The organism is Streptomyces sp. NPDC093071 (genome assembly GCF_044754545.1).
In the GTDB taxonomy this organism is placed as follows: Bacteria; Actinomycetota; Actinomycetes; order Streptomycetales; family Streptomycetaceae; genus Streptomyces.
The window spans coordinates 1-23,741 of the sequence record NZ_JBIVPH010000006.1 but is presented as its reverse complement, the minus strand read 5'-3'; the positions used below and the strand labels follow the sequence as shown (position 1 = coordinate 23,741).

Annotated in this window: 18 protein-coding genes and 1 rRNA gene; 5 read left to right on the top strand and 14 right to left on the bottom strand. The window is 74.1% G+C overall.

What is annotated here, in order from left to right:
- Positions 1-292: 292 nt before the first annotated feature.
- The 4 genes from ald to ACIQD7_RS22895 all read right to left on the bottom strand — a co-directional run bounded on the left by ald (position 293) and on the right by ACIQD7_RS22895 (position 6,589).
- Positions 293-1,408 carry an alanine dehydrogenase gene (gene ald, locus ACIQD7_RS22910; protein WP_121831707.1) on the bottom strand — a complete coding sequence of 372 codons (1,116 nt, stop codon included), beginning with the start codon at positions 1,406-1,408 and terminating at the stop codon, positions 293-295.
- Between the two features lie 148 nt (positions 1,409-1,556).
- On the bottom strand, positions 1,557-3,542 hold the full coding sequence (locus ACIQD7_RS22905) for a tetratricopeptide repeat protein (protein WP_402443838.1): 1,986 nt from the start codon (positions 3,540-3,542) through the stop codon (positions 1,557-1,559).
- A 689-nt stretch (positions 3,543-4,231) separates the two neighbouring features.
- Positions 4,232-4,858, bottom strand: coding sequence for an NUDIX hydrolase (locus ACIQD7_RS22900; protein ID WP_351971412.1), 627 nt, complete (start codon positions 4,856-4,858; stop codon positions 4,232-4,234).
- Positions 4,859-4,939: 81 nt separating this feature from the next.
- Positions 4,940-6,589 (bottom strand): CTP synthase, encoded by a 1,650-nt coding sequence (locus ACIQD7_RS22895; RefSeq protein WP_351971411.1) that lies wholly within the window; start codon positions 6,587-6,589, stop codon positions 4,940-4,942.
- A 551-nt stretch (positions 6,590-7,140) separates the two neighbouring features.
- Between ACIQD7_RS22895 and ACIQD7_RS22890 the strand changes: the two genes are divergently transcribed.
- The 3 genes from ACIQD7_RS22890 to ACIQD7_RS22880 all read left to right on the top strand — a co-directional run bounded on the left by ACIQD7_RS22890 (position 7,141) and on the right by ACIQD7_RS22880 (position 12,220).
- Positions 7,141-8,943, top strand: a complete 1,803-nt coding sequence (locus ACIQD7_RS22890) for a glycoside hydrolase family 15 protein (RefSeq protein WP_402443835.1) — start codon at positions 7,141-7,143, stop codon at positions 8,941-8,943.
- Between the two features lie 99 nt (positions 8,944-9,042).
- A complete protein-coding gene (locus tag ACIQD7_RS22885) occupies positions 9,043-10,434 on the top strand; it encodes an FAD-binding oxidoreductase (RefSeq protein WP_402443833.1) in 1,392 nt (463 codons plus the stop codon).
- 157 nt (positions 10,435-10,591) lie between these two features.
- The gene (locus ACIQD7_RS22880) at positions 10,592-12,220 is read left to right on the top strand and encodes a PucR family transcriptional regulator (protein ID WP_121831701.1); all 1,629 of its coding nucleotides are present in this window, start codon (positions 10,592-10,594) and stop codon (positions 12,218-12,220) included.
- Positions 12,221-12,227: 7 nt separating this feature from the next.
- Here ACIQD7_RS22880 and ACIQD7_RS22875 read toward each other — a convergent pair whose 3' ends face one another.
- The 5 genes from ACIQD7_RS22875 to ACIQD7_RS22855 all read right to left on the bottom strand — a co-directional run bounded on the left by ACIQD7_RS22875 (position 12,228) and on the right by ACIQD7_RS22855 (position 17,484).
- Positions 12,228-13,307, bottom strand: coding sequence for a glycosyltransferase family 4 protein (locus tag ACIQD7_RS22875; protein ID WP_402443831.1), 1,080 nt, complete (start codon positions 13,305-13,307; stop codon positions 12,228-12,230).
- A gap of 289 nt (positions 13,308-13,596) precedes the next feature.
- Positions 13,597-15,345 carry a DNA repair protein RecN gene (gene recN, locus ACIQD7_RS22870; protein ID WP_351972520.1) on the bottom strand — a complete coding sequence of 583 codons (1,749 nt, stop codon included), beginning with the start codon at positions 15,343-15,345 and terminating at the stop codon, positions 13,597-13,599.
- A gap of 93 nt (positions 15,346-15,438) precedes the next feature.
- The gene (locus tag ACIQD7_RS22865; RefSeq protein WP_383412121.1) at positions 15,439-16,362 is read right to left on the bottom strand and encodes an NAD kinase; all 924 of its coding nucleotides are present in this window, start codon (positions 16,360-16,362) and stop codon (positions 15,439-15,441) included.
- Positions 16,359-17,174: a TlyA family RNA methyltransferase gene (locus ACIQD7_RS22860; protein WP_161371486.1), complete on the bottom strand. Its 816-nt coding sequence runs from the start codon at positions 17,172-17,174 to the stop codon at positions 16,359-16,361. Before ACIQD7_RS22860 ends, ACIQD7_RS22865 begins: the two co-directional genes overlap by 4 nt.
- A 7-nt stretch (positions 17,175-17,181) precedes the next feature.
- The gene (locus ACIQD7_RS22855) at positions 17,182-17,484 is read right to left on the bottom strand and encodes a hypothetical protein (RefSeq protein WP_402443828.1); all 303 of its coding nucleotides are present in this window, start codon (positions 17,482-17,484) and stop codon (positions 17,182-17,184) included.
- Positions 17,485-17,526: 42 nt separating this feature from the next.
- On the opposite strand from ACIQD7_RS22855, the gene ACIQD7_RS22850 reads away from it, so the two are divergent.
- Positions 17,527-17,874, top strand: coding sequence for an SCP2 sterol-binding domain-containing protein (locus ACIQD7_RS22850; protein WP_121831695.1), 348 nt, complete (start codon positions 17,527-17,529; stop codon positions 17,872-17,874).
- Between the two features lie 24 nt (positions 17,875-17,898).
- Here ACIQD7_RS22850 and ACIQD7_RS22845 read toward each other — a convergent pair whose 3' ends face one another.
- Both ACIQD7_RS22845 and ACIQD7_RS22840 read right to left on the bottom strand, forming a co-directional pair.
- Complete coding sequence (locus ACIQD7_RS22845; RefSeq protein WP_402443826.1) at positions 17,899-18,735, bottom strand: ABC transporter ATP-binding protein; 837 nt, start codon at positions 18,733-18,735, stop codon at positions 17,899-17,901.
- A 288-nt stretch (positions 18,736-19,023) separates the two neighbouring features.
- Positions 19,024-20,106 carry an HAD hydrolase-like protein gene (locus tag ACIQD7_RS22840; protein ID WP_402443824.1) on the bottom strand — a complete coding sequence of 361 codons (1,083 nt, stop codon included), beginning with the start codon at positions 20,104-20,106 and terminating at the stop codon, positions 19,024-19,026.
- An 81-nt stretch (positions 20,107-20,187) separates the two neighbouring features.
- Between ACIQD7_RS22840 and ACIQD7_RS22835 the strand changes: the two genes are divergently transcribed.
- Complete coding sequence (locus tag ACIQD7_RS22835) at positions 20,188-21,483, top strand: DUF1015 domain-containing protein (protein WP_402443822.1); 1,296 nt, start codon at positions 20,188-20,190, stop codon at positions 21,481-21,483.
- Between the two features lie 100 nt (positions 21,484-21,583).
- Here ACIQD7_RS22835 and ACIQD7_RS22830 read toward each other — a convergent pair whose 3' ends face one another.
- The 3 genes from ACIQD7_RS22830 to rrf all read right to left on the bottom strand — a co-directional run.
- Complete coding sequence (locus ACIQD7_RS22830; protein ID WP_402444192.1) at positions 21,584-22,354, bottom strand: hypothetical protein; 771 nt, start codon at positions 22,352-22,354, stop codon at positions 21,584-21,586.
- Positions 22,294-23,457 (bottom strand): hypothetical protein, encoded by a 1,164-nt coding sequence (locus ACIQD7_RS22825; RefSeq protein ID WP_402444224.1) that lies wholly within the window; start codon positions 23,455-23,457, stop codon positions 22,294-22,296. Before ACIQD7_RS22825 ends, ACIQD7_RS22830 begins: the two co-directional genes overlap by 61 nt.
- Positions 23,458-23,650: 193 nt before the next feature.
- Positions 23,651-23,741 (bottom strand): 5S ribosomal RNA (rrf, locus tag ACIQD7_RS22820); the annotation flags it as partial.

The following is a 23,741-nucleotide window of genomic DNA, read 5'->3' as shown; positions in this document are numbered from 1 at the left end:
AGCGTGGCACCATGCCGACGGTTGGCGACTCTATGGCGTGTCACCGGTCCGCAGCAACACAATCCGCCGGACCCGACCCGATGTGTCGGCAACCGAACACCCCTCTGTCAAGGGTGCGCGGCCACGCATCCGCGCGTTTCGGGGGTGCGCGAAACGGTTAAAGAGTTACGTTCGCCGCGAGTTGCCCGAACGTTTCGGCGTGCTCGGAGACACAGCCGGCCGGACCTTGTCGAACAAGGTCCGGCCGGGTGCGTGGTATTGACGGCCCGCGTTGACGGCGGTGCCGCGGGGGTCAGCCCAGGAGGCTGTTCAGCTCGACGTGCGGAAGGCCGTGCGCCTCGGCGACCTCCTTGTAAACCACCTTGCCGTCATGGGTGTTGAGGCCCAGGGCGAGGGCGGCGTCGCGGCGCAGGGCCTCGGCCCAGCCGTTGTTCGCCAGCGACACGATGTAGGGCAGCGTGGCGTTGGTGAGGGCGTAGGTCGAGGTGTTCGGGACCGCGCCGGGCATGTTGGCGACGCAGTAGAAGACCGAGTCGTGGACGCGGAAGGTCGGCTCGGCGTGGGTGGTCGGGTGCGAGTCCTCGAAGCAGCCGCCCTGGTCGATCGCGATGTCGACAAGGACACTTCCGGGCTTCATCTTGGCGACGAGCTCGTTGGTGACCAGCTTCGGGGCCTTGGCGCCCGGGATGAGGACGGCGCCGATGACGAGGTCGGCCTCGACGACGGCCTTCTCCAGCTCGTAGGCGTTGGAGACGATCGTCTGCACCTTGGTGCCGAAGATCTTGTCGGCCTCGCGGAGCTTGTTGATGTCCTTGTCGAGCAGGGTCACGTGGAAGCCCATGCCGACGGCGATCTGGGTGGCGTTCCAGCCGGAGACGCCGCCGCCGATGACGACGGCACGGCCGGCGTGGGTGCCGGGGACGCCGCCGGGGAGGACGCCGCGGCCGCCGGCCGAGCGCATCAGGTGGTAGGCGCCGACCTGCGGGGCCAGGCGGCCCGCGACCTCGGACATCGGGGCGAGCAGCGGGAGCGCGCGGCCGGCGGTCTCGACGGTCTCGTACGCGATGGCGGTGGTGCCGGAGGCGAGCAGCGCGTCGGTGCACTCGCGGGAGGCGGCGAGGTGCAGGTAGGTGAAGAGGGTCTGGTCCTTGCGGAGGCGGTGGTACTCCTCCGCGATCGGCTCCTTGACCTTGAGCAGCAGGTCGGCGGTGGCCCAGACCTCGTCGGCGGTGGGGAGGATCTCGGCGCCGGCGGCGACGTACTCCGCGTCCGTGATCGAGGAGCCGACGCCGGCGTTCTGCTCGACGAAGACCTGGTGGCCGTGGCGGACGAGCTCGTGGACACCCGCGGGGGTGATGGCCACGCGGAACTCGTTGTTCTTGACCTCGCGGGGGATGCCGACCTTCATCGTCGATCACGGTCCTTGAATCAGGGAGGGATAACTGGCGCACTGCGATACATACCCGGATGCATCACGGCACACCGGGGCAGACCACGTTCGAACGCGGCAGAACCAGTCTAATGAAGGAGTTCCCGCTGTCTAGCCTTTCAAAGTACTAATCTTCGACGGAGCCACTGCGGATTTCGTAGGCGGATGGTTCCGTTTCCAGCAGTCTCTCCGCTCCGGCCCGGTGCAGCCGGGCCGCCGCCGGGTCGCCGAGCCGGTCGAGGGTGTCGGCGAGCCGGAGCCGGAGCGCCGCCTGGAGCCGGACGTCCTGGGCCCGGCGGGCCCACTCCACGGCCTCCTCGCAGGTCCGCAGGGACTCCTCGGGCCGCCCCGCGTACTCCTGGACCCGGGCCGCCTCGCTCAACGCCCGCGCGTAGCCCGGGAGATCGGAGAGCCTGCGGTAGCCGGCGGCGGCGGCCCGCCAGTTCCGCAGGGCCTCCCCGTACCGCCCGGCGTAGGTCTGCACGGCGCCGAGCCGGGCGTACAGCCGGGCCTGGTCGGCGCGCTCGTCCCGGGCGAGGCGCTGGGCGAGCGCCCGTCCGTACCAGTCGCCGGCCCGCTGCCAGTCCCCCAGCTCCTGATAGGAGCCACCTACGGATTCCATCGCCCGACCGGTCGCGTACGGGTCATTTGCTGCGCGTCCGGCCTCCAAAGCCGACCGATATCGCAGCAGAGCCTCCTTCGTCCGGCCGGTGCGGGCGTCGAGGTCGGCCAGGTTCAGCAGGGCGGCGGCCCGCTCGCGGTGCAGTCCGCGCCGCTCGGCCACGTCCAGGACGAGCCGGTGCAGTCCGTACAGCTCGGGGGCGGCCGCCTCGGCGCCCCGGTGCGCGGCGAGCGCCCGCACCAGGGAGGCGATCAGCCGGCGGGCCAGGGTGTCGATCTCCCCGTCGGCGACGGCGAGGCGGGCGGAGGCGAGCAGGACGGGCTGCCGGGAGTCCAGCCAGGCGGCCCCGGCGGCGGCGTTCGGGAAGCGCAGGGCCCGCGGCAGCCCGGCCAGCTTCCTGCGGGCGGGCGAGCCCTCGGGCTCGGTGACCGCGCGGCAGGACTGGAGGAGCCGTACGGTCCGCTCCAGCATCCGGGCCCGGGCGAGCTGCACCTCGGCGGGCCGGTCGTGCTCCTCCAGGCGGGCCCGGAGGAGGGGGACGAGGTGGGCGCGCACCTCGTACTGCCCGTCCTCGCCGGCCGAGACGAGTCCCAGGGCGGCGAAGTCGGCGAGCGTGGTGGCGGCCGCCGAGACCGAGCAGCCGGCCAGGGCGGAGGCGGTGTGGGCGTCGGCCCGGCCGAGCGGGGCGAGCGCGAGGAACCGCAGTATCCGGGCGGCGGTGGCGGGCAGCCCCTCGTGGGCGAGCAGGAAGGCCCGGGTGAGGGGGTCGCCGCTCAGGCCGCGCAGCCGCTTGGCGAGGTCCGCGACGGAGATCTCGGGGTGGGTGGAGAGCCGGCCGGCGGCGAGGACGACCGCGGCGGGCAGCCCCCCGCACTCCTCGACGAGGGCCTCGGCGGCCTGCGGGTCGACGGTGACGCGGACGGAGCCGGTGAAGGAGGTGAGCAGCTCGATGGCCGACTTGGGGTCGAGTCCGCCGAGGGTGCAGGGCCGTACGTCGGGGATGCCGGTGAGCGGCCCCCCGGCGACCCCGATGACCAGGGTGCCGGGCTCGTCGGGGATCAGCGGGTCCGCCTGCTCGGCGTCCACGGCGTCGTCGAGGATCAGGACGGCCCGGCGCCCGGCGAAGGCGCCGCGGACCAGTTCGGTCAGCTCGTCCTCGGCGGCGCCGGGGGGTTCGGCGACCCCGAGGGCGCCCAGGAGCTCCTGGGCGGCCCGGCCGGTGGGGACGGGCTCGCCGCCGGGCTCGGTGAGCCGGGCCCGGAAGATCCCGTCGGGGTACCGGTCGGCGACCGCGGCGGCCAGCTCCTCGGCGAGGGACGTGCGCCCGGAGCCGGGTCTGCCCGCGACGAGCAGGACCCGGGCGCGGGGTGCCTTGCGGCCGGTGAGGGTGTCGAGCCCGGTCCGTTCGATGTCGGCGCGCAGGGCCTTCAACTCGCGCTGGCGGCCGAAGAACCGCCCGCTGCCGGTTGCCGCCACCGCCTGATCCGTCACGGGCCACGCTCCCGTCCACCTGCGCACGAGCCGATCCCGCCGGAGGGGCTCCGCGCGGGCGTTTCCGAGCGTAGTTCAGGGCACGGCACGTACCCGGCGGAGCAGGGCGGACACATCCCCCGATCGGATCAGCGGATGGTCACACCGGACACCGCGTCCGACCCTGCGGTGCACCTCGGGGATACGCTTCAGGGGCGCGCCGCCCCGGCCGAACCGGCGGGGCCCACCCCGCCGGCCCCCGGACCGGGACGGCCCCCGGGCCGGAGCCGGGGCCAGGCCGGGGCCAGGCCAGAGCCGGGGCCGGGGGCAGGACCAGAGACGGGCCGGGACCGGGACCGAACCCGGGACGTACGGGGACCGGTCCAGGGCCGGGCCGGGCCGGAGCCGGGGCCGGGACGGACCCAGGACCGGGCCGAAGCCGGGGCCAGACCGGAGCCGGAGCCGGAGCCGGGGGCAGGACCAGAGACGGACCGGGACCGGGACCGAACCGGGGACGGGACCAGGGACGTGCCAGGACCGGTCCAGGGCCGGGGACGGGGGCGGAACCAGGGCCGGAGCCGGGGCCGGACCGGGACCAGAGACGGGCCGGGACCGGGGACGGCCAGAGCCGGGACCGGAGACGGGCCGAAGCCGGGACCGGAGACCACGGCATCCGCCCCCACCCCACCCCACCCTCGCCCGGCCAGGGCCTACGCCTCGAACGGGCGGGCCGGCCAAGGCGCGTCCGCCGGGCGGAGGGAGTCCAGGCCGTCGCCGGCGCGGGCGGCGGCGAGCGAGAGGACGCCGACGACCAGGCAGTTGTTGTGGAGGTCGCCCGCGAGGACCCCGCGCACGAGCTCCGCGAGCGGCACCCGCGCCGTCTCCATGTCGGCCTCCTCCTCGGAGACCTCGAAGCGCTCCCCCTCCGCCTCCGCGAGGTCGCGCGCGAGGAAGATCCGTACGGCCTCGTCGCAGCCGCCCGGCGAGGTGTAGACGTCGGACAGGACCCGCCAGTCACCGGCCTTGACGTGCGCCTCCTCGTACAGCTCGCGCTGGGCGGCGTGCAGCGGGTTCTCGCCGGGCACGTCGAGCAGTCCGGCCGGGATCTCCCAGAGCTTCTGCCGCACCGGGTGCCGGTACTGCTTGATCAGCAGGACCCGGTCCTCCTCGTCCAGGGCCAGGACGGCCACCGAGCCGGGGTGGACCTGGTAGTCGCGGCGCGCGACCTCGCCGTCCGGCATGACCACGTCGTCCGTGCGGACACTCGTCTTGTTTCCCCGGAAGGGGGTCGCCGTCGCGGCGATCCGCCACTCCTGCGGGGTGTCCTGCAGCTCCATCGGTCGTCCTCCCGTAGACACACGAAAACCGGGGTGCGGACCCCCACGGGCCCGCACCCCGGCAACGTTAACGCCTGCGTCCTACTTGCCCGTCTTGCGCTCCACCGCGGCCTTCACCAGGCCCGCGAAGAGCGGGTGCGGGCGGGTCGGGCGGGAGCGGAGCTCCGGGTGCGCCTGGGTGGCGACCAGGTAGGGGTGGATCTCGCGCGGGTACTCGACGTACTCGACGAGCTTGTTGTCCGGGGAGGTGCCGGAGAAGACCAGACCGGCCTTCTTCTCCAGCTCCGCGCGGTACGCGTTGTTCACCTCGTAGCGGTGGCGGTGGCGCTCCTCGACGTACGGCTCGTCGCCGTAGACCTCGCGGACGATCGAGCCCTCGGCGAGCTTCGCCGGGTACAGGCCCAGGCGCATCGTTCCGCCCAGGTCGCCCGCGCCCTCGACGTACGCGAGCTGCTCCTCCATCGTGGAGACGACGGGGTGGGCGGTGGCCGGGTCGAACTCGGTGGAGTTGGCCTCGGGGATGTCCGCCAGGTTCCGGGCGGCCTCGATGACGATGCACTGCAGGCCCAGGCAGATGCCGAGCAGCGGCACCTTGTGCTCGCGGGCGTACTGGATCGCGCCGACCTTGCCGCTCACGCCGCGGTCGCCGAAGCCGCCGGGGACGAGGATCGCGTCGACGTCGCCGAGCTGCTTCTCGGCGCCGGCCGGGGTCTTGCAGTCGTCGGAGGTGACCCACTTGACCTTGACCCGGGCCTTGTTGGCGAAGCCGCCGGCCCGCATGGCCTCGGTGACCGACAGGTAGGCGTCGGGCAGGTCGATGTACTTGCCGACGAGCGCGACGGTGACCTCGTGCTCCGGGTTGTGGACGCGGTCCAGGAGGTCCTCCCAGACGGTCCAGTCCACGTCGCGGAAGGGCAGGTCGAGCTTGCGGACGACGTAGGCGTCCAGGCCCTCGGTGTGCAGCACCTTCGGGATGTCGTAGATCGACTTGGCGTCGATGGCGGCGACCACGGCGGCCTCGTCCACGTCGCACATCAGCGAGATCTTGCGCTTGATGGCGGTGGGGACGTCGCGGTCGGCGCGCAGCACGATCGCGTCGGGCTGGATGCCGATGTTGCGCAGGGCGGCGACCGAGTGCTGGGTCGGCTTGGTCTTCAGCTCGCCGGAGGGGCCGATGTAGGGCAGCAGCGAGATGTGCACGACGAAGACGTTGTCGCGGCCGACCTCGTGGCGGACCTGGCGGACGGTCTCCAGGAACGGCAGGGACTCGATGTCGCCGACGGTGCCGCCGACCTCGGTGATGACCACGTCGACGTCGTCGGTCGCCATGCGGCGGATCCGGGACTTGATCTCGTTGGTGATGTGCGGGATGACCTGCACGGTGTCGCCCAGGTACTCGCCGCGCCGCTCCTTGGCGATGACCTGCGAGTAGACCTGGCCGGTGGTGACGTTGGCCGAGCCGTCGAGGTCGACGTCGAGGAAGCGCTCGTAGTGGCCGATGTCCAGGTCGGTCTCGGCGCCGTCGTTGGTGACGAACACCTCACCGTGCTGGAACGGGTTCATGGTGCCGGGGTCGACGTTCAGGTACGGGTCGAGCTTCTGCATCGTGACCCGCAGGCCCCGCGCCTTGAGGAGCGCACCCAGGCTGGAGGCGGTCAGGCCCTTGCCGAGGGAGGAGGCGACACCCCCGGTGACGAAGATGTGCTTGGTCGTCGTGGTGTTGGGCGGCATCGCCAAGAGGGGGCTCCCGTGGTCGCGTTCTGGAGGTGCGTACCGGCGTCCCCTCCGGAAGAATCGGGGGGTGCCGTCGCTGCGGTTGCGGGGTCCTCGGCTGTCGCCGTTTCCCACCGGTCCACGGGGTACCAGGGTATCAGCGACCCGGCGAGACCGCTTCCGGCCACACGCGGAAGCCGGGCGCGCACGGACGGCTACGCGAACGGGGACGTGGCCGGTGGGACGGCCGGTGACGTGGCCGGGGCCCGGTCGGCTCCGGACGGGGAAAGGGGGTGTTCACCCAATTGGAGCAACGACGTTACTGGTGTGATCAACGGGTGGCGCGGGGCGCGACGTATCCTGCTCGGACATGGCCCGCCGAGCCGGCCGGCCGACGACGCCACCGCCTGTCCCCCCGGGGCCGAACGCCCGGGGACCCATCCCGGACCGAGGCTTGTCGCAGACCTCCCGATCACTGACACACTCGGACCCCGGCCGGCACACGCGGCCGGGCTTCTGGAGCAAGCGCCCCGAGGGGCGGACATGGCCGTTCGACTGGAGTGAAGCACGTGGCCGGGCGCATCGAGGATTACGCACTCATCGGAGACATGCAGACCGCTGCCCTGGTCTGCCGGGACGGCAGCGTGGACTGGCTCTGCCTGCCCCGCTTCGACTCGCACGCGATCTTCGCGGGACTCCTCGGCACCGAGGAACACGGATTCTGGCGGGTGGCGCCCGCGGGTCCCGAGGACGCCGAGCCGGCCCCCGCCGACCGGCGCCGCTACCGGGGCGACTCGCTCATCCTGGAGTCCGAGTGGGACACCCCGCGCGGCACGGTCCGGGTGACCGACTTCATGCCCCCGCGCGACGGCGCGCCGCAGCTGGTCCGGATCGTCGAGGGCGTCTCCGGCCGGGTCCCGGTGCGGTCCGCGCTGCGGATGCGGTTCAGCTACGGCCGGATCGTGCCCTGGGTGCACAAGGTCGGCGACCGCACGGTCGCGGTCGCCGGGCCCGACTCGGTGTGGCTGGACACGGAGGCCGAGACCCACGGCGAGGACCTCACCACGTACTCGGAGTTCACCGTCGGCCCCGGGGAGCGGGTCGCCCTCACGATCTCCTGGCAGCCCTCCCACAAGGAGCAGCCGGCACTGCCGGACCCCGAGGGGGCCCTGGAGGCGACCGCCGACTTCTGGCGCGAGTGGGTCGACCACTGCACGTACCACGGGCCCTACCGGGAGGCCGTGGTCCGCTCCCTGATCACCCTGAAGGCGCTGACGTACGCGCCGACCGGCGGGATCGTCGCCGCCCCGACGACCTCGCTGCCCGAGGAGATCGGCGGCGTGCGGAACTGGGACTATCGCTACACCTGGCTGCGGGACGCGGCGATCACCCTCTCCTCGATGCTGCGCACCGGCTACCGCGAGGAGGCCCGCGCCTGGCGGGACTGGCTGCTGCGCGCCGTCGCGGGCGACCCGGAGAACCTCCAGATCATGTACGGCATCGCGGGCGAGCGCGAGCTGGGCGAGGCGGAGCTCGACTGGCTGCCGGGGTACGAGAACTCCGGCCCGGTCCGCGTCGGCAACGGCGCCGCCAACCAGCTCCAGCTCGACGTGTACGGCGAGGTCACCGAGGCCCTGCACCTGGCGCACATGACGGGCCTGTCCCGCAACGACTACGCCTCACTGCTCCAGCTGAAGCTGATCGAGTACCTGGAGAAGAACTGGGACCAGCCCGACGAGGGCATCTGGGAGGTCCGCGGCCCGCGCCGACACTTCGTGCACTCCAAGGTGATGGCCTGGGTGGCCGTGGACCGCACGATCAAGCTCATCGAGTCCGGGGACGCCGACGGCCCCCTGGAGCGCTGGCGCGAGCTGCGCGACGAGATCCACCGGGACGTCTGCGAGAAGGGGTACGACAAGGAGCGGAACACCTTCACGCAGTCGTACGGCTCCAAGGAGCTGGACGCCTCGCTGCTGCTGATCCCGCAGATGGGTTTCCTGCCGCCGGACGACAAGCGGGTCATCGGCACGATCGAGGCGATCCAGCGGGAGCTGTCCACGGAGGACGGCTTCGTCCTGCGCTACCCCACGGCGGGCGAGGAGGCGGGCGTCGACGGCCTGGAGGGCGACGAGGGCGCGTTCCTGGCGTGTTCCTTCTGGCTGGCCGACGACCTGGCGATGATCGGCCGGGTCGACGAGGCCCGCACCCTCTTCGAGAAGCTGCTCGCGCTCCGCAACGACCTGGGCCTCCTCGCCGAGGAGTGGGACCCGAGGCTCCAGCGCCAGGTGGGCAACTTCCCGCAGGCCTTCAGCCACGTCCCGCTGATCGACACGGCCCTGCGCCTGACGGCGAGCGGCGCCTACGGCGGCTGAGGGGGCGCGCGGCGGCCGGTGGCGCGGCCGGGGCGCACGGGCCGGGGGCCGGACCTACGATGAAAGGGTCCTGTCCCCCGCAAGGAAGGGGGGCATCCCATGGCTCCCCGAACGCTCGTCCCCGACAGCGCCCTGGCTGGTCTCCGCGAGGACCTGGCCGGTGAGGTCTTCGTGCCGGACGACCCCGGCTACGACGCGGCGAGGACCGTCTTCAACGGCATGATCGACCGGCGTCCGGCCGTCGTCGCCCAGTGCGCGACCCCCGAGGACGTCTCCAACGCGGTGCTCTTCGGCCGGGAGGCGGGCCTGCCGGTCGCGGTGCGCGGCGGCGGCCACTCCGTCGCCGGCACGGCGCTCAACGACGGCGGTCTGGTGGTGGACCTGCGCCGGATGCACGCGGTGGTCGCGGACCCCGAGCACATGACGGTACGGGTCGAGGGCGGGGCGACCATGTCGCACCTGGACCGCGCCTGCCAGCCGTTCCACGTGGCGGTGACCGGCGGACGGGCCTCCACGACCGGGGTCGGCGGCTTCGCGCTCGGCGGCGGTTCGGGCTGGCTGGAGCGGAAGTGGGGGCTCGCCTGCGACAACCTGCTCTCGGCGGAGCTGGTCACGGCCGAGGGCCGGCACGTGCGCGCGGACGCCGGGGAGAACCCGGACCTCTTCTGGGCGCTGCACGGCGGCGGCGGGAACTTCGGAGTGGTGACCTCGCTGACGCTGCGGGTGCACGAGCTGCCGGAGTTCTGCTTCGCGCTGCTGCTGTTCACCCCGGACGCGGGACCCGAGGCGGTCCGCGCGTACCGGGACGCGTTCGACGCGCCGGCGCCCGACGCGGCGGGCGGCGCGGTGCTCTGCCTGACGGCCCCGCCGGAGGACTTCGCACCGCCGGAGCTGGTGGGGACGCCGGTCTACGCGGTGCTCACGACGTACGCCGGGACGGAGGCGGAGCTGCGGGAGACGGTGGCGCCGCTGCTCGCGCTCGGCCCGGCGGCGACGGTGATCGCGGAGATCCCGTACGCCGACTTCCAGTGCATGTTGGACGACCCGCCGGGGCAGCGGAACTACTGGTCGGCCGAGTACCTGGACGGCTTTCCGGACGAGGCCGTGGACCGCTTCTGCGCGCGGGCGGCGGACCTGCCGGTGCCGACCGGGACCCAGCACCTGGTGTTCCCGATGGGCGGGCGGGTGGCGGACGGGCCTTCCGATTACCCGCTGCCGTGGCGCACGGCCCCGTGGGGCGTCCACCCCTTCGGGGTGTGGGAGGACCCGGCCGACGACGAGCGGGTGATCCGCTGGGTGCGGGACGTCCGGGCGGACATGCGGCCGTGGGCGGTCGGCGCCGTCTACCTGAACTTCATCGGCGCCGAGGGCACGGACCGGGTGGCGGCGGGCTTCGGCGAGGAGAACGTCCGGCGGCTGGCCGGGGTGAAGGCGGCGTACGACCCCGAGAACGTGTTCCGCTTCAACCACAACATCGCTCCGGCGGCCTGAGACCCGCCCTCCTCGGCGTGACGCAGGCCACACTCGACACATGATCGCGCAAATGGCCTCCGGGGGCGACGAGTTGTCGGGCCGGTGTACGAAGTGTCCGGTGCCGTGACCGTGGGGTGATGTCGTCGGAACACGGACGCGGGTAGCGTCCGGGCCCATGGACAACCAGGGCGGAATCACCGTGCAGCGGGCCCTCGAACTCCCCGGCCTGCGCGGCGGGCTCCCGGAGGTCGTCGCCGGAGCGGACCGGCTGCACCGGACGGTGCGCTGGGTGCACGCGGGCGAGGTGCCGAACATCGCGTCGCTGCTCAAGGGCGGCGAACTGCTGCTCACCACGGGCCTCGGGCTCGGGACCCGGCCGGCCGAGCAGCGGGCCTTCGTGCGGCGGCTCGCCGACCGGGGCATCGCGGCGCTCGTGGTGGAGCTGGGACCGCGCTTCGCCCGCCTCCCGGCGACGATCGTGGAGGCCGCGCGGACGGCGGGCCTGCCGCTGGTGCAGCTGCACCGCGAGGTGCCGTTCGTGACGGTGACGGAGGAGATCCACACCGAGATCGTCAACGGCCACTACGCCCTCCAGCGGCGGGCCGAGGAGGTCCACCGGCAGTGCACGGAGGCCCTGCTCGGCGGCGGCGGGGTCCCGCAGGTGCTGCGGATCCTCTCCGACTTCGCCGCCAACCCGGTCTTCCTGGAGACCCCCGACGGACAGCTCCTGTACGCGGCGGGCACCGAGTCCGCGCCCGCCGACCCGCTCCAGGTGTGGGACGGGCTGCGCGGCGGCCGCGCGGCCCGCGAGTCGGGTCCGCCCACCGGCACGGTCCTGGTCGACGTGCCCGGCGGCGGCCCCGGTACGGGCTCGGTGCGGGCCCGTCTGGTGCTCCTGGCGGTCTCCGGCGCCCTCTCCCCCGTCCACCGGATGGCGGCCGAGCGGGCGGCCGGGCTCCTCGCGGTCGTCCTCATGCAGGCGCGGCAGGAGGAGGAGCTGGCCGCGCGCGGCCGGGGCGACTTCCTGACGGACCTGGCGGAGGGCAGGATCACCGCCGAGGACGCCCCGGCGCAGGCCAGGGTGCTCGGTTTCAAACCGGGCGACGGCCCGCTCCTGCCGGTGGTGATGCGCCTGGCCCCGGAGCTGTCCCCCTCGGGGAACTGGGCGCTGTTCGCCCGGGCGGTCCTGGAGGAGCTCTCCTCCGTCGGCGTCCCCGTCCTGCTCGGCGTCCGCCCGGTCGAGGGCCGGGTCCCGCTGCTGCTCGCCCTGCGGTCGGAGACCGAGCGGACGGCGGTCGCGGACCGGGTCGCGGCGGCCCTGCGGGCGGGCGTGGAGCGGGCCGGCCTGGAGCGCGCGGGCACCCACCCGCCGGTGATCGTGGTGGGCGTCGCGGGCGGCTGGGCGGCGGCCTCGGCGGGGCTGCGGCACGCGGCGGAGACGGCGACGGCGGCGCAGGGCCTGTCGGACCTGCCCTGGTACGACGCGCGGCGCCTCGACATCGACCTGCTCCTGTGGCGGCTGCACTTCCACGGGGACACGGTGCTGGCGGCCTTCGTGGACCGGGCGATCGGCCCCCTCCAGGAGCACGACCGCACCTCCCGGCCGCCGCTGCTCCCCACCCTGGAGACGTATCTGGCCCACGCGGGCCGCAAGGCGGAGACGGCCCGCGAGCTGCACCTCAACCGCCAGACCCTCTACAACCGGCTTGCCCGCATCGCGGAGCTCCTGGGCACGGACCTGGACGACCCGCAGACGGTCTTGGCCCTCTCCCTGGCGCTCAGGGCCCGCCGCCACACGCCGTGAGCCCCGCTCAGCGCCCGACCAGCTCGTCGTACACGCTGAGCACATGGGCGACCGTGTCGTCCTCGGTCGGCCAGGTGCCCGCCTGGACCCGGCCCGCGGCGGCCAGGTCCATCCGCCGGTCGGCGTCCTCCAGGAGGCCCCGCACCGCCGCCGCGAGGGCCGCGGAGTCCCCGTACGGCACCAGTTCGGCGGCGTCGCCGACGAGTTCCGGCACTCCGCCGACCGCCGTCGCGACGAGCGGCACGCCGAGCCGGAGCGCCTCCTGGGCGAGCGGGGAGCGGGCCTCCCAGCGGGACGGGAGGACGGCGACGTCCGCCGCCGCGAGCAGTTCGGCGACGTCCTCGCGGCTCCCAATCAGCCGGACCGGCAGGTCCTCGTCGGTGATCCGCCGCTGGAGGAAGGCGCGCTCGCGCCCCTCGCCCGCGATCACGAGGAGCGGCTGCGGGTCGAGGTCCCGCCACCGCCGGGCCGCGTCGAGCAGGGTCCGGTACCCCCGGCCGCGTTCGAGCGCGCCGACGGCCATCAGCAACGGGCGGTCGACGGCGCCGAGTTCGGCGCGCGCCTTGCCGTCGTGGAGGCAGACCGGTCCGCGGGCGGCGGGCACGGTGACGGGGGCGAGCCGGGCGTCGCGGGCGCCGCGCCGCCTGGCCCGGTCGACCAGCTCGGAGGAGGTGGCGAGGACGACGCTGGCGGCCCGTACGGTCCGCCGTTCGAGGAGCCGGAGCACCCCGCCCCGCGCGCCCTCCGCGTGGCTCCGGGTGTGCCAGGTCGTCACGAGCGGGGCGGGCGCCGCGCCGGACAGCGCGAGCGCGGCCCGCACGGAGGCCTGGAGGCCGTGCGCGTGGACGACGTCCGCGCCGATGCAGGTGTTGCGCAGCGCGGTGACGGCGGCGGGGTCGCCGAGCCGCGGCAGGGGCACGAAGCGCGCGCCGGCGCCGAGGTAGTCGTAGGCGCGGTCGAGTTCGGGAGGGGCGCACACGGTCACCCGCACGCCCCTCGCCACCAGTCCCGAGGCGAGTGATCGGACGTGAGCGCTGCTGCCCGCGCTGCCGCCGCCCAGCACTTGGACCGTACGGAGCTGTGTCACGCGCCCAAGGATGCCAGTCCGGGCCTTCGACCGTACGCACGTTCCGGCACCGAAATGGAGTCGTTCCCTTGCGCGGAGGGCACCGGGTGCGGTGACCCGCTCCACGGGTTCACCCACACGGGTGAGCGCACGAACGATCCGCGCGCTCCCCCTGAGGGGCGGGCGGCCGGGGTCACGCCGCGAACCCCTGCGAACGGGGAGGAAGGCCCCGGAAGTTCAGGACGCCCGCCTGCTCTCGCAGCCCGTATGCCCGTACGCCCGTTCAACCCCTCCGGCCCGGTCGTCGCGCTCAGCCGTCCCCCCGCGCCGTCGCGAGGAGTTCCTCCGCGTGGGCGCGGGCCGTCTCCGAGTCCTCCTGGCCGGCGAGCATCCGGGACAGTTCGCGGACCCGTTCCTCGCCCTCCAGGACGGTGACGCCGGAGCGGGTCACGGAGCCGTCGTTGGTCTTCTCGACGAGGAGTTGGCGGTCGGCGAAGGCGGCGACCTGCGGGAGGTGGGTGACGACGACGACCTGCGCGGTCCTGGCGAGCTTGGCGAGGCGGCGGCCGATCTCCACGGCCGCCTTGCCGCCGACGCCCGCGTCGACCTCGTCGAAGAGGTACGTGGGCACCGGGTCGACCCCGGCGAAGACGACCTCGACGGCCAGCATCACCCGGGACAGCTCGCCGCCGGACGCGCCCTTGGCGATCGGCCGCGGCGGGGCGCCGGGGTGCGGGGCGAGCAGCAGCTCGACCTCGTCGGCCCCGGACGGGCCGTACGCGACCCGCCGGCCGCCGACCTCGACGCCCTCGGGGTCCTCGGTCTGGGCGAGGGAGAAGGACACGCGCGCGTGCGGCATGGCGAGCGAGGCGAGTTCGGCGGTGACGGCGGCGGCGAACCGGTCCGCCGCCTCCGTGCGCGCGTCGGTGAGCCGCTGCGCGAGCGCCGACAGCTCGTCGCGCAGCCGGTCCCGCTCGGCGGTCAGCTCCTCGACCCGGTCGTCGTCGTTGTCCAGCTCCCCGAGCCTGCCCGCGCTCCGCTCCGCCCAGGCCAGGACCGCGCCGACGCCGTCCCCGTCCCCGTACTTCCGGATCAGCTGGGTGAGGGCCGCGCGCCGCTCCTCGACGGCGGCGAGCCGCAGCGGGTCGGCGTCCAGGTCGTCGGCGTACCCGGCCAGCTCGGTGGCCACGTCGGCGAGCAGGATGGAGATCTCCCCCATCCGGTCCGCGAGCGCGGCGAGCGCCGGGTCGTGCGACCGTACGGCCTCCAGGGCCCGGCCCGCGCCCGCGACGAGCGTGGTCGCGTCGACGGACTCGGGGTCCTCGGGCGAGCCCGCGAGCGCGGAGTGCGCGAGTGCGGCGGCCGAGGCGAGGGCCTCGGCGTGCCCGAGCCGTTCGGCCTCGGCGGCGAGTTCGGCGTCCTCGCCGGGCAGCGGGGCGACGGCCTCGACCTCGTCGAGCCCGAAGCGCAGCAGATCGGCCTCCTGGGCGCGCTCCCTGGCCCGGGTGGTGATCTCGTCCAGCTCCGTGGTGACGGCCCGCAGCCGCCGGTACGCCTCGCCGTAGGCGACGAGCGGCACCGAGACGGCCTCGCCCGCGTACCGGTCGAGCGCGCCGCGCTGCCGGGCGGGCTTGAGCAGGCCCTGCTGGTCGGTCTGGCCGTGGACGGCGACGAGTTCGTCGGCGAGTTCGGCGAGCAGCCCCACGGGCACGGAGCGCCCGCCGAGGTGGGCCCGGGAGCGCCCCTCGGCCGAGACGGTACGGCTGACGAGCAGGACCCCCTCGTCCAGCTCGGCCCCGGCCTCCTCCGCGCGCACGGCGGCGGGCGCGCCCGGGGGCACGCTGATCCGCCCCTCGACGACGGCCGACGCCGCGCCGATCCGCACGAGCGCCGGGTCGGCCCGTCCGCCGAGCAGCAGCCCCAGACTGGTCACGACCATGGTCTTGCCCGCACCGGTCTCACCGGTCACCGCGGTGAAGCCGGGCGACAACTCGACCACAGCGTCGTCGATGACCCCGAGCGACCGTATCCGCATCTCCTCCAGCACGCCCCAGACCATACGAGGTTTCCCTGGTCCGATGCGACATCGCCCCGGCCGTAACCCTCCGGCGCGCCGCTCGTTCCCGCACCGGAGGCGGCGGGGAGGGGCCGGTCAGCGCGGGGCGCCCCGCCAGCCCGACACGGGAAGCGCGAACTTGGCGACGAGCCGGTCCGTGAAGGAGGCGTGGTGCAGCCGGGCGAGCCGGACCGGGACGGCGCCCCGCCGGACCTCGACCCGCGCGCCCGCCGGGAGCTCCACCGTCCGCCGCCCGTCGCACCACAGCACCCCGTGCGGGGTGTGCGGCTCGACCTCGACCGCGAGCACCGACTCGGGGGTGGTCACCAGCGGCTTGGCGAAGAGCGCGTGGGCCCCGATCGGGACCATGAGGAGCGCCTCGACCTCGGGCCAGACGACCGGCCCGCCCGCCGAGAAGGCGTACGCGGTGGAGCCCGTCGGTGTCGCGCAGATCACCCCGTCGCAGCCGAAGCCGGTCACCGGGCGCCCGTCGATCGCGAGCACGACCTCCAGCATCCGCTCCGGGGACACCTTCTGCACGGCCGCCTCGTTGAGCGCCCAGTCCCGGTGGAGGACGTCGCCGTTCTGGTAGACGGTGACGTCGAGTGTCATCCGCTCCTCGACCTCGTACGCCCGGGTGACGACCCGGTCGACGACCTTGTCGAGGTCGTCGCGCTCGGCCTCCGCGAGGAAGCCGACCCGCCCCAGGTTGACGCCGAGCATCGGCACCCCGGAGGCGCGGGAGAACTCGGCGCCGCGCAGCAGGGTGCCGTCGCCGCCGAGGACGACGAGGAGTTCGCAGTCGTCGATCGCCTCGGAGCAGGCCTCCGGGACCTTCTCCACGGAGGACGGCAGCGGCAGGTCCGCCGCCTCGGCCTCCAGGACGCGGACGCCGAGCCCGGCGCGCAGCAGCCCCAGGACGACCAGTTCGGCGCTGCGCACGGCGGCCGGCCGGCCGGTGTGCGCGAGCAGGAAGACGGTACGGGGTGCGGTCTCTGGTGGTGCTTCCGTTGAGCTCAACGAGGTCCCTCCGCCACGGCGCGGTCGACGTCCGCCGGATCCAGCGCGGGCGCCCCTGCCCGCAGCCACAGAAAGTACTCGACGTTGCCGGAGGGGCCGGGCAGCGGGCTGGCGGTGACGCCGAGGACGCCGAGCCCGAGCTCGGCGGCCCGCCGGGCCACGTTCTTCACGGCGTCGGCGCGGAGTTCGGCGGAGCGGACGACTCCGCCCGTGCCGAGCCGCTCCTTGCCCACCTCGAACTGCGGTTTCACCATGAGGACCAGGTCGGCGCCGGGCGCCGTGCAGGACGCCAGGGCGGGCAGGACGAGGCCGAGCGGGATGAAGGACAGGTCCCCGACGACGAGGTCGACGGGAACGCCGTCGAGCACGTCCAACGTCAACTCGCGTACGTTCGTGCGGTCCTTCACGGTGACCCGCTCGTCGCTCTGCAGCGACCAGGCGAGCTGCCCGTAGCCGACGTCGACGGCGACGACGTGGGCCGCGCCCGCCCGCAGCAGGACGTCCGTGAAGCCGCCGGTGGAGGCTCCGGCGTCGAGGGCGCGCCGCCCCTCGACCACCAGCCCCTCCGGCACGAAGGCCGCGAAGGCCCCGGCGAGCTTGTGGCCGCCGCGCGAGACGTAGTCGGGGTCGGAGTCGTCCTGGACGACGACGATGGCCGCGGCGGTCTCGACCTGGGTGGCGGGCTTGGTGGCGACGGTCTTGCCGACGGTCACCCGGCCCGCGGCGATCAGCTGGCTGGCGTGCTCCCGCGAGCGGGCGAGCTTGCGCCGGACCAGCTCGGCGTCGAGACGGCGGCGTGCCACTCCTGCCACGTTCTGTTCAGCTCCTGTTGTCGTGCGGACGGGGTGCGGGGTGCGCGTCGAGCGAGGTCAGCTCGTCGCGCAGGCCACGGTGTACATCCTCGTACACCTCCGGGTGTCCGTCCGCCGGGAGGGCGTCGACCTCGGCGAGACGCGCGAGGCGGGCGTCTACGGCGGGGTGGCCGGTGCGCTCCCGGGCGACCCCGAGCGGCGCGGCCGCGGCGGGCTCGCCGGCCGCGTCGCCGGGCATCTCTCCGGGCGCCTCTCCGGCCGCTCCGTCGGTCTGGTCGTCCACCACCGGTTCCGGCGTCGCGTCGCTCATGCCCCGACGCTACCGCGAAGCCCTGGGGTACCGTCGACGGCGATGGCGACGATCACGGAGTGCCGCGGCGCACTGGACAGACTTTCCGACGGCCTCGCGCGGGCGGACGGCGACGTGCGGGGCGCGGCCGCGCTCGACCGCACCCTGAGCTGCCACGTCACCGACCTGGACACGACCTTCACGGGCCGTCTCGCGGACGGCCGGATCCGGGTGGACTCCACGGTGGAGGGGCCGCCGCCGGCCAAGGCGCAGATCCGGCTCGCGATGACCGGGGACGACCTGGTGGCGATGGTGGACGGCCGACTGAACTTCGCGAAGGCCTGGGCCTCGGGCCGGGTCAGGCTGGAGGCCGGCTTCCGCGACCTCCTGCGGCTCCGCTCGCTCCTGTAGCTCCGCTCGCTTCCGCAGCGCGGGTCACTTCCGCAGCGCGGGCCGCGCCCCGGTGGCGGCGCGCGCCCTCCGCCCGGCGGGCACGACCAGCGGCGTCCCCGTCTCCGGGTCCTCGATGACCTGGCAGCGGAGCCCGAAGACCCGCTCGACCAGCTCGGCGGTCACGACCTCGGACGGCGGCCCCTCGGCGACCACCTCGCCGGCGCGGACGGCGATCAGGTGGGTCGCGTACCGGGCCGCGTGGTTGAGGTCGTGCAGGACGGCGACGAGGGTGCGCCCCTGCGTCTCGTGCAGCTCGGCGCACAGGTCGAGGACGTCGATCTGGTGCTGGATGTCGAGGTACGTCGTCGGCTCGTCGAGCAGGAGCAGCGGGGTCTGCTGGGCGAGCGCCATGGCGATCCAGACGCGCTGGCGCTGACCGCCGGAGAGCTCGTCCACGTACCGGTCGGCCAGCTCGGCGACGCCGGTCGCCTCCATCGACTCCCGGGTGATCCGCTCGTCCTCCGAGGACCACTGCCGCAGCAGGCCCTGGTGCGGGTAGCGACCGCGCGCGACGAGGTCGGAGACGGTGATGCCGTCGGGGGCCAGGGAGGTCTGGGGCAGCAGCCCGAGGGTCTTGGCGACCTTCTTGGCGGGCATGGTCTGGATCGACTGCCCGTCGAGCAGGACGCGCCCCTCGGCGGGCTTCAGCATCCGGGAGAGGGCGCGCAGCAGGGTGGACTTGCCGCAGGCGTTCGGCCCGACGATGACGGTGAAGGAGTTGTCGGGTATCTCGACGGACAGATCGCGGGCGATGACCCGCTGCTCGTACGCCAGGGTGACCGCTTCCGCGCTCAGGCGCTGCTTCTGCCGACCGTCCATACCCACGACTCCCGTTGTCCTCGTCCGCGACCGTGGCGGACGATGACGACCACGACCCAAGCGGAGTTAGGTTAGCCTACCCAACTTCCGAAACGGCTTGCCGCCCGAGCCTTCGGCGGACCCCACTGACCTGGCGCCCCGGGCCCCGGCCGACCCCACTGACCTGGAGCCCCGGGCCCCGGCCGCCCCCACCGACCGAGCCGCACCGCCGGGGCCGAGCGGACCGGGCCGGGCCGGGACAGCCGCCACCCGACGGCCGACCCCGCACCCACACCCGGGCCCCCGCCCCTACAACCCCAACCGCGCGACCGCCTTCTCCCCGTCCAGGACGCCCGCCCCGGCCTCCGCCGCCGACCACGCGGCCCCGCAGAGGGCCCGTACGCCGTCCATGGGGTCGGCCTCGCCGGAGGCGGGTCCCTCGACCGGTACGACCGCCAGCGCGCCCCCGTCGGCCGAGGCCCGCCACGCCCCGCACACGAACCCGCCGTCCCTGTCGGGGACCACCTCCGGCTGCCCGACGAGCAGCCCCCGCAGGTCCGCCGCCACGTACGTCGGCCGGTGCTCGGGCACGGCCGCGAGCAGCTGCGCCACGTCCGTCACCCCGGTGAGGACGAGCAGCGAGTCCACCCCGCCGTTGAACGCGCCCTCGATGTCCGTGTCGAGCCGGTCCCCGACGACGAGCGGCCGCTCCGCCCCGGTCCGCAGCACCGTCTCCCGGTGCATCGGCGGCAGCGGCTTTCCGGCGACCTTCGGCTCGAACCGGCCGCCGGTGGCGATCCGCACGACCTCCACGGCCGCCCCGTTCCCGGGCCCGATCCCGCGCGCCCCGGGGATCGTCAGGTCCGTGTTCGAGGCGTACCACGGCACGCCCCGCCCCACCGCGTAGGCCGCCTCGGCGAACCGCTTCCACGGCAGGTCCGGTCCCCCGTACCCCTGCACGACCGCCGCCGGGTCGTCGTCCGCCGACTCCACCGGCACCAGACCCCGCTCGCGCAGCGCCACCGCGAGCCCCTCGCCGCCGATGAGCAGCACCCGGGACCCGGCCGGCACCTCGTCCGCGATCAGCCGGGCGACGGCCTGCGCCGAGGTGACCACGTCCCCGGCCTCCGCCGGCACCCCCAGCTCCGTGAGGTGCTCCGCGACGGCCTCCGGCGTCCGCAGCGCGTTGTTGGTGACGTACGCGAGGCGCATCCCGCCGCCCCGGGCCGCCCCGAGGGACTCGACGGCGTACGGGACGGCGAGCCCGCCCGCGTACACGACCCCGTCCAGGTCGAGCAGCGCCGTGTCGTACGCCCCGCTCAGCGGCTCCGCGCTGGCCCCCGGCCGCGTCCTGCCGCCGCCCCGCCGTCCCTGGCCGTCGTGCACCGTCACCGTTCTCTCCTCGCCTCACCAGGTGTGATCCCCCCGCTACCCCGATCATCGCTCATGGCCCGGCCCACATACGATGTCGAGATGAACACCACAGGTCACGCGGCCGCCGACGTCCGCGACGACACCGCGGGGCTGCGCCTGGCGCCCTTCCGCGGGCTCCGGTACGTCCCCGAGCGGGTCGGCAGTCTCGCCGCCGTGACGTCCCCTCCCTACGACGTCGTCGTACGACCCGACGGACTGCACCACCTGGAGTCGGCGGACCCGCACAACATCGTCCGGCTGATCCTCCCGCAGGCCGTGACCGCCGGCACCCGCCACCGCAAGGCCGCCGTCACCCTCGACCGCTGGCTCGCGGACGGCGTCCTCGCCCCCGACCCGGCGCCCGCGCTCTACGTGTACGAGCAGCGGGGCGACGGGATCCTCCAGCGCGGGATCATCGGCGCCCTGGAGCTCTCCGCGCCCGAGGCCGGGATCGTCCTCCCCCACGAGGACGTGATGCCGCACGTGGTCGAGGACCGGGCCGCCCTGATGCGGACGACCGCCGCCAACCTCGAACCTCTGCTCCTCACCTACGTCGGGGAGGACGGCGGGGGCGCGGACGCGGTGATCGATCGGTGCGCGGCGCGCGAGCCGCTCCTCGCCACCACCACCGAGGACGGCTTCTCCCACCGCCTGTGGGCGGTGACCGACCCGGCCGAGCAGGCCGCCGTCGCCGCGGACCTCGGCCGCCACCAGGCCCTCATCGCGGACGGCCACCACCGCTGGGCGACGTACCTGCGCCTGCGCGAGGAGCACGTCTCGCCGGGCGCCTGGAACTACGGCCTGGTCCTCCTGGTCGACACCGCCCGCTACCCCCTGCGGGTCCGTGCCATCCACCGCCTCCTCAACCGCCTGCCGGTCGCCGACGCGCTCGCGGCCGTCGAGGGCGCCTTCCGGGTGCGCCGCGTCGGCGGGGCCCTCCCGGAGGCCCTGGAGGCCCTCGCGACGGCCACCGCCGACGGCAACGCCTTCCTCCTCGCGGGCGACGGCGCCTTCCACCTCCTGGACCGCCCGGACCCGGCCCTCCTGGCCCGCACGATCCGCACGGACCGCCCCGGGGCCTGGCGCACGCTGGACGCGACCGTCCTGCACTCCACGCTCCTGGAGCACGTCTGGCACGTCCCGGACGCCCCCGAGGACATCGCCTATATCCACGACACCGAGGCCGCCGTGGCCCAGGCGGAACGCCGTGGCGGCACGGCGGTCCTCATGCACCCGGTACGGGAGGAGGTCGTCCGCGACCTGGCCCGCCAGGGCGTCACGATGCCCCGCAAGTCGACCTCCTTCGGCCCGAAGCCGGCGACGGGCCTGGTCCTGAGGAGCCTCGCACTGGACTGAGGCCCCCGGCCCCGGAAACGGACCGGAAACGCAGAAGGGCGGCACCCCGAGGGGTGCCGCCCTTCTCCTTGCTACCGGCCTACCGGCCTATCGACCGACCTCAGCCCTTGTTGCCGTCACGGTCGTCGCCGTCGATCTCGTCGTCGACGACAACGCCGTCCGACTCCTCGACGTCATCGGCGTCATCCGAGTCGTCGAACGCGTCGACGAACTCGACGCCGTCCAGCTCGGCGAGCCGGTCGGAGGCGTCCGTGGCGCCGTCCTTGTCGGCCTCCAGGGCCTTGCCGAACCACTCCCGGGCCTCCTGCTCACGGCCGGCGGCGAGGAGCGCGTCGGCGTACGCGTACCGCAGGCGCGCGGTCCACGGGTGAACGGCGCTGGAGGCGAGCTCGGGGCTCTGCAGCGTCACGATGGCCGCGTCGAGCTGGCCCAGGTCCCGGCGGGCGCCGGCGGCCACGAGCCGCATCTCGACCTGCCCGGCCTTGTCCAGCTTCTGCACCTCGGGCTCACCGGCCATCGCGAGCGCCCGCTCGGGCCGGCCGAGGCCGCGCTCGCAGTCGGCCATGACGGGCCACAGCTCGACCCCGCCGCTCATCCGCCGCGCGGCCCGGAACTCGGCCAGCGCCTCGGAGTACTTCTGCGTGGCGTACGCGGCGAACCCGGCGGCCTCGCGGACGGCGGCGACGCGGGAGGCGAGCCGGAGGGCGACCCTGGAGTACCCGTAGGCCTTTTCCGGGTCCTCGTCGATGAGCTGGGCGACCATGACGAGGTTGCGCGAGACGTCCTCGGCGAGCCCCTTGGGCAGGCTCATCAGCTCCTGGCGCACGTCCGGGTCGATCTCCTCACCGGTGACCTCCGGCGGGATCGGCAGCCGCTTGATGGGCGCGCGGTCACCACGGTCCCGGTCCCGGCCGCCCCGGTCGTCACGACGCCCGTAGCCCCCACGGCTGTCGCCACCCCGGTCGTCCCGCCCACGGAACCCACCGCCACCCCGGCTGTCGTCCCGGCGGAACCCACCACCACGGTTGTCGCCCCCACGGTCGTCCCGCCGGAAGCCACCACCGCCCCGGTTGTCATCACGCCGGTCGTCCCGCCGGAACGAAGGCCGCTCGTCCCGCCGCTCGTCGCGACGGAAGGAGGGCCGGTCATCGCGACGGTCGTCACGGCGGAAACCGCCACCGCGATTCTCGTCACGGCGGTCGTCACGCTGGTACGAGGGACGGTCATCACGACGGAACGAAGGCCGGTCGTCACGACGGTCGTCACGCCGGAAACCGCCGCCACCACCACGGTTGTCACCACCGCGATTGTCGTCCCGCCGGTCGTCCCGCCGGAACGAAGGCCGGTCGTCACGACGGTCATCGCGCCGGAACCCGCCGCCACCACGGTTGTCGCCGCCCCGGTTGTCGTCCCGCCGGTCATCGCGGCGGAACGAGGGCCGGTCGTCACGACGGTCGTCACGGCGGAACCCACCACCACGGTTGTCGTCACGACGGTCGTCACGCTGGTACGAAGGCCGGTCGTCCCGCCGGAACGGGGGACGCTCGTCACGGCGATCGTCACGGCGGAACCCACCACCGCGATTGTCGCCGCCCCGATCGTCGCGACGGAAACCACCGCCACCACGGTTGTCGTCACGGCGGTCGTCACGCTGGTACGAGGGACGGTCATCGCGACGGAACGAAGGCCGGTCGTCACGACGGTCGTCACGCCGGAACCCACCACCACGGTTGTCACCACCGCGGTTGTCGTCCCGCCGGTCATCGCGACGGAAGGGGGGCCGGTCGTCACGACGGTCATCGCGCCGGAACCCGCCACCGCGGTTGTCACCACCACGGTCGTCGCGACGGAAACCGCCGCCGCCACCACGGTTGTCGTCACGGCGGTCGTCGCGGCGGAAACCGCCCCCGCGATTGTCGCCGCCACGGTCGTCCCGGCGCGGTCCACGGAAACCGCCCCGGTCGCCACCACCACCGTCCCTGCGACGCGGCTCGCGCTCCGGACGGTCGTCGGGAGAGTTGGTGGGCATGGTCGTGACTCCTGTCTTCGGGTACTGCAGTCATTCTCGCGCAGCCGGCACTCCGCCGCGCAGTGGAGAAAAATCAAGGAAAAACAAAAGGACCCCTGGTCCCAGCATGAACGCTGGGACCAGGGGTCCTGAAGAATTGTTCGGCGGTGTCCTACTCTCCCACAGGGTCCCCCCTGCAGTACCATCGGCGCTGAAAGGCTTAGCTTCCGGGTTCGGAATGTAACCGGGC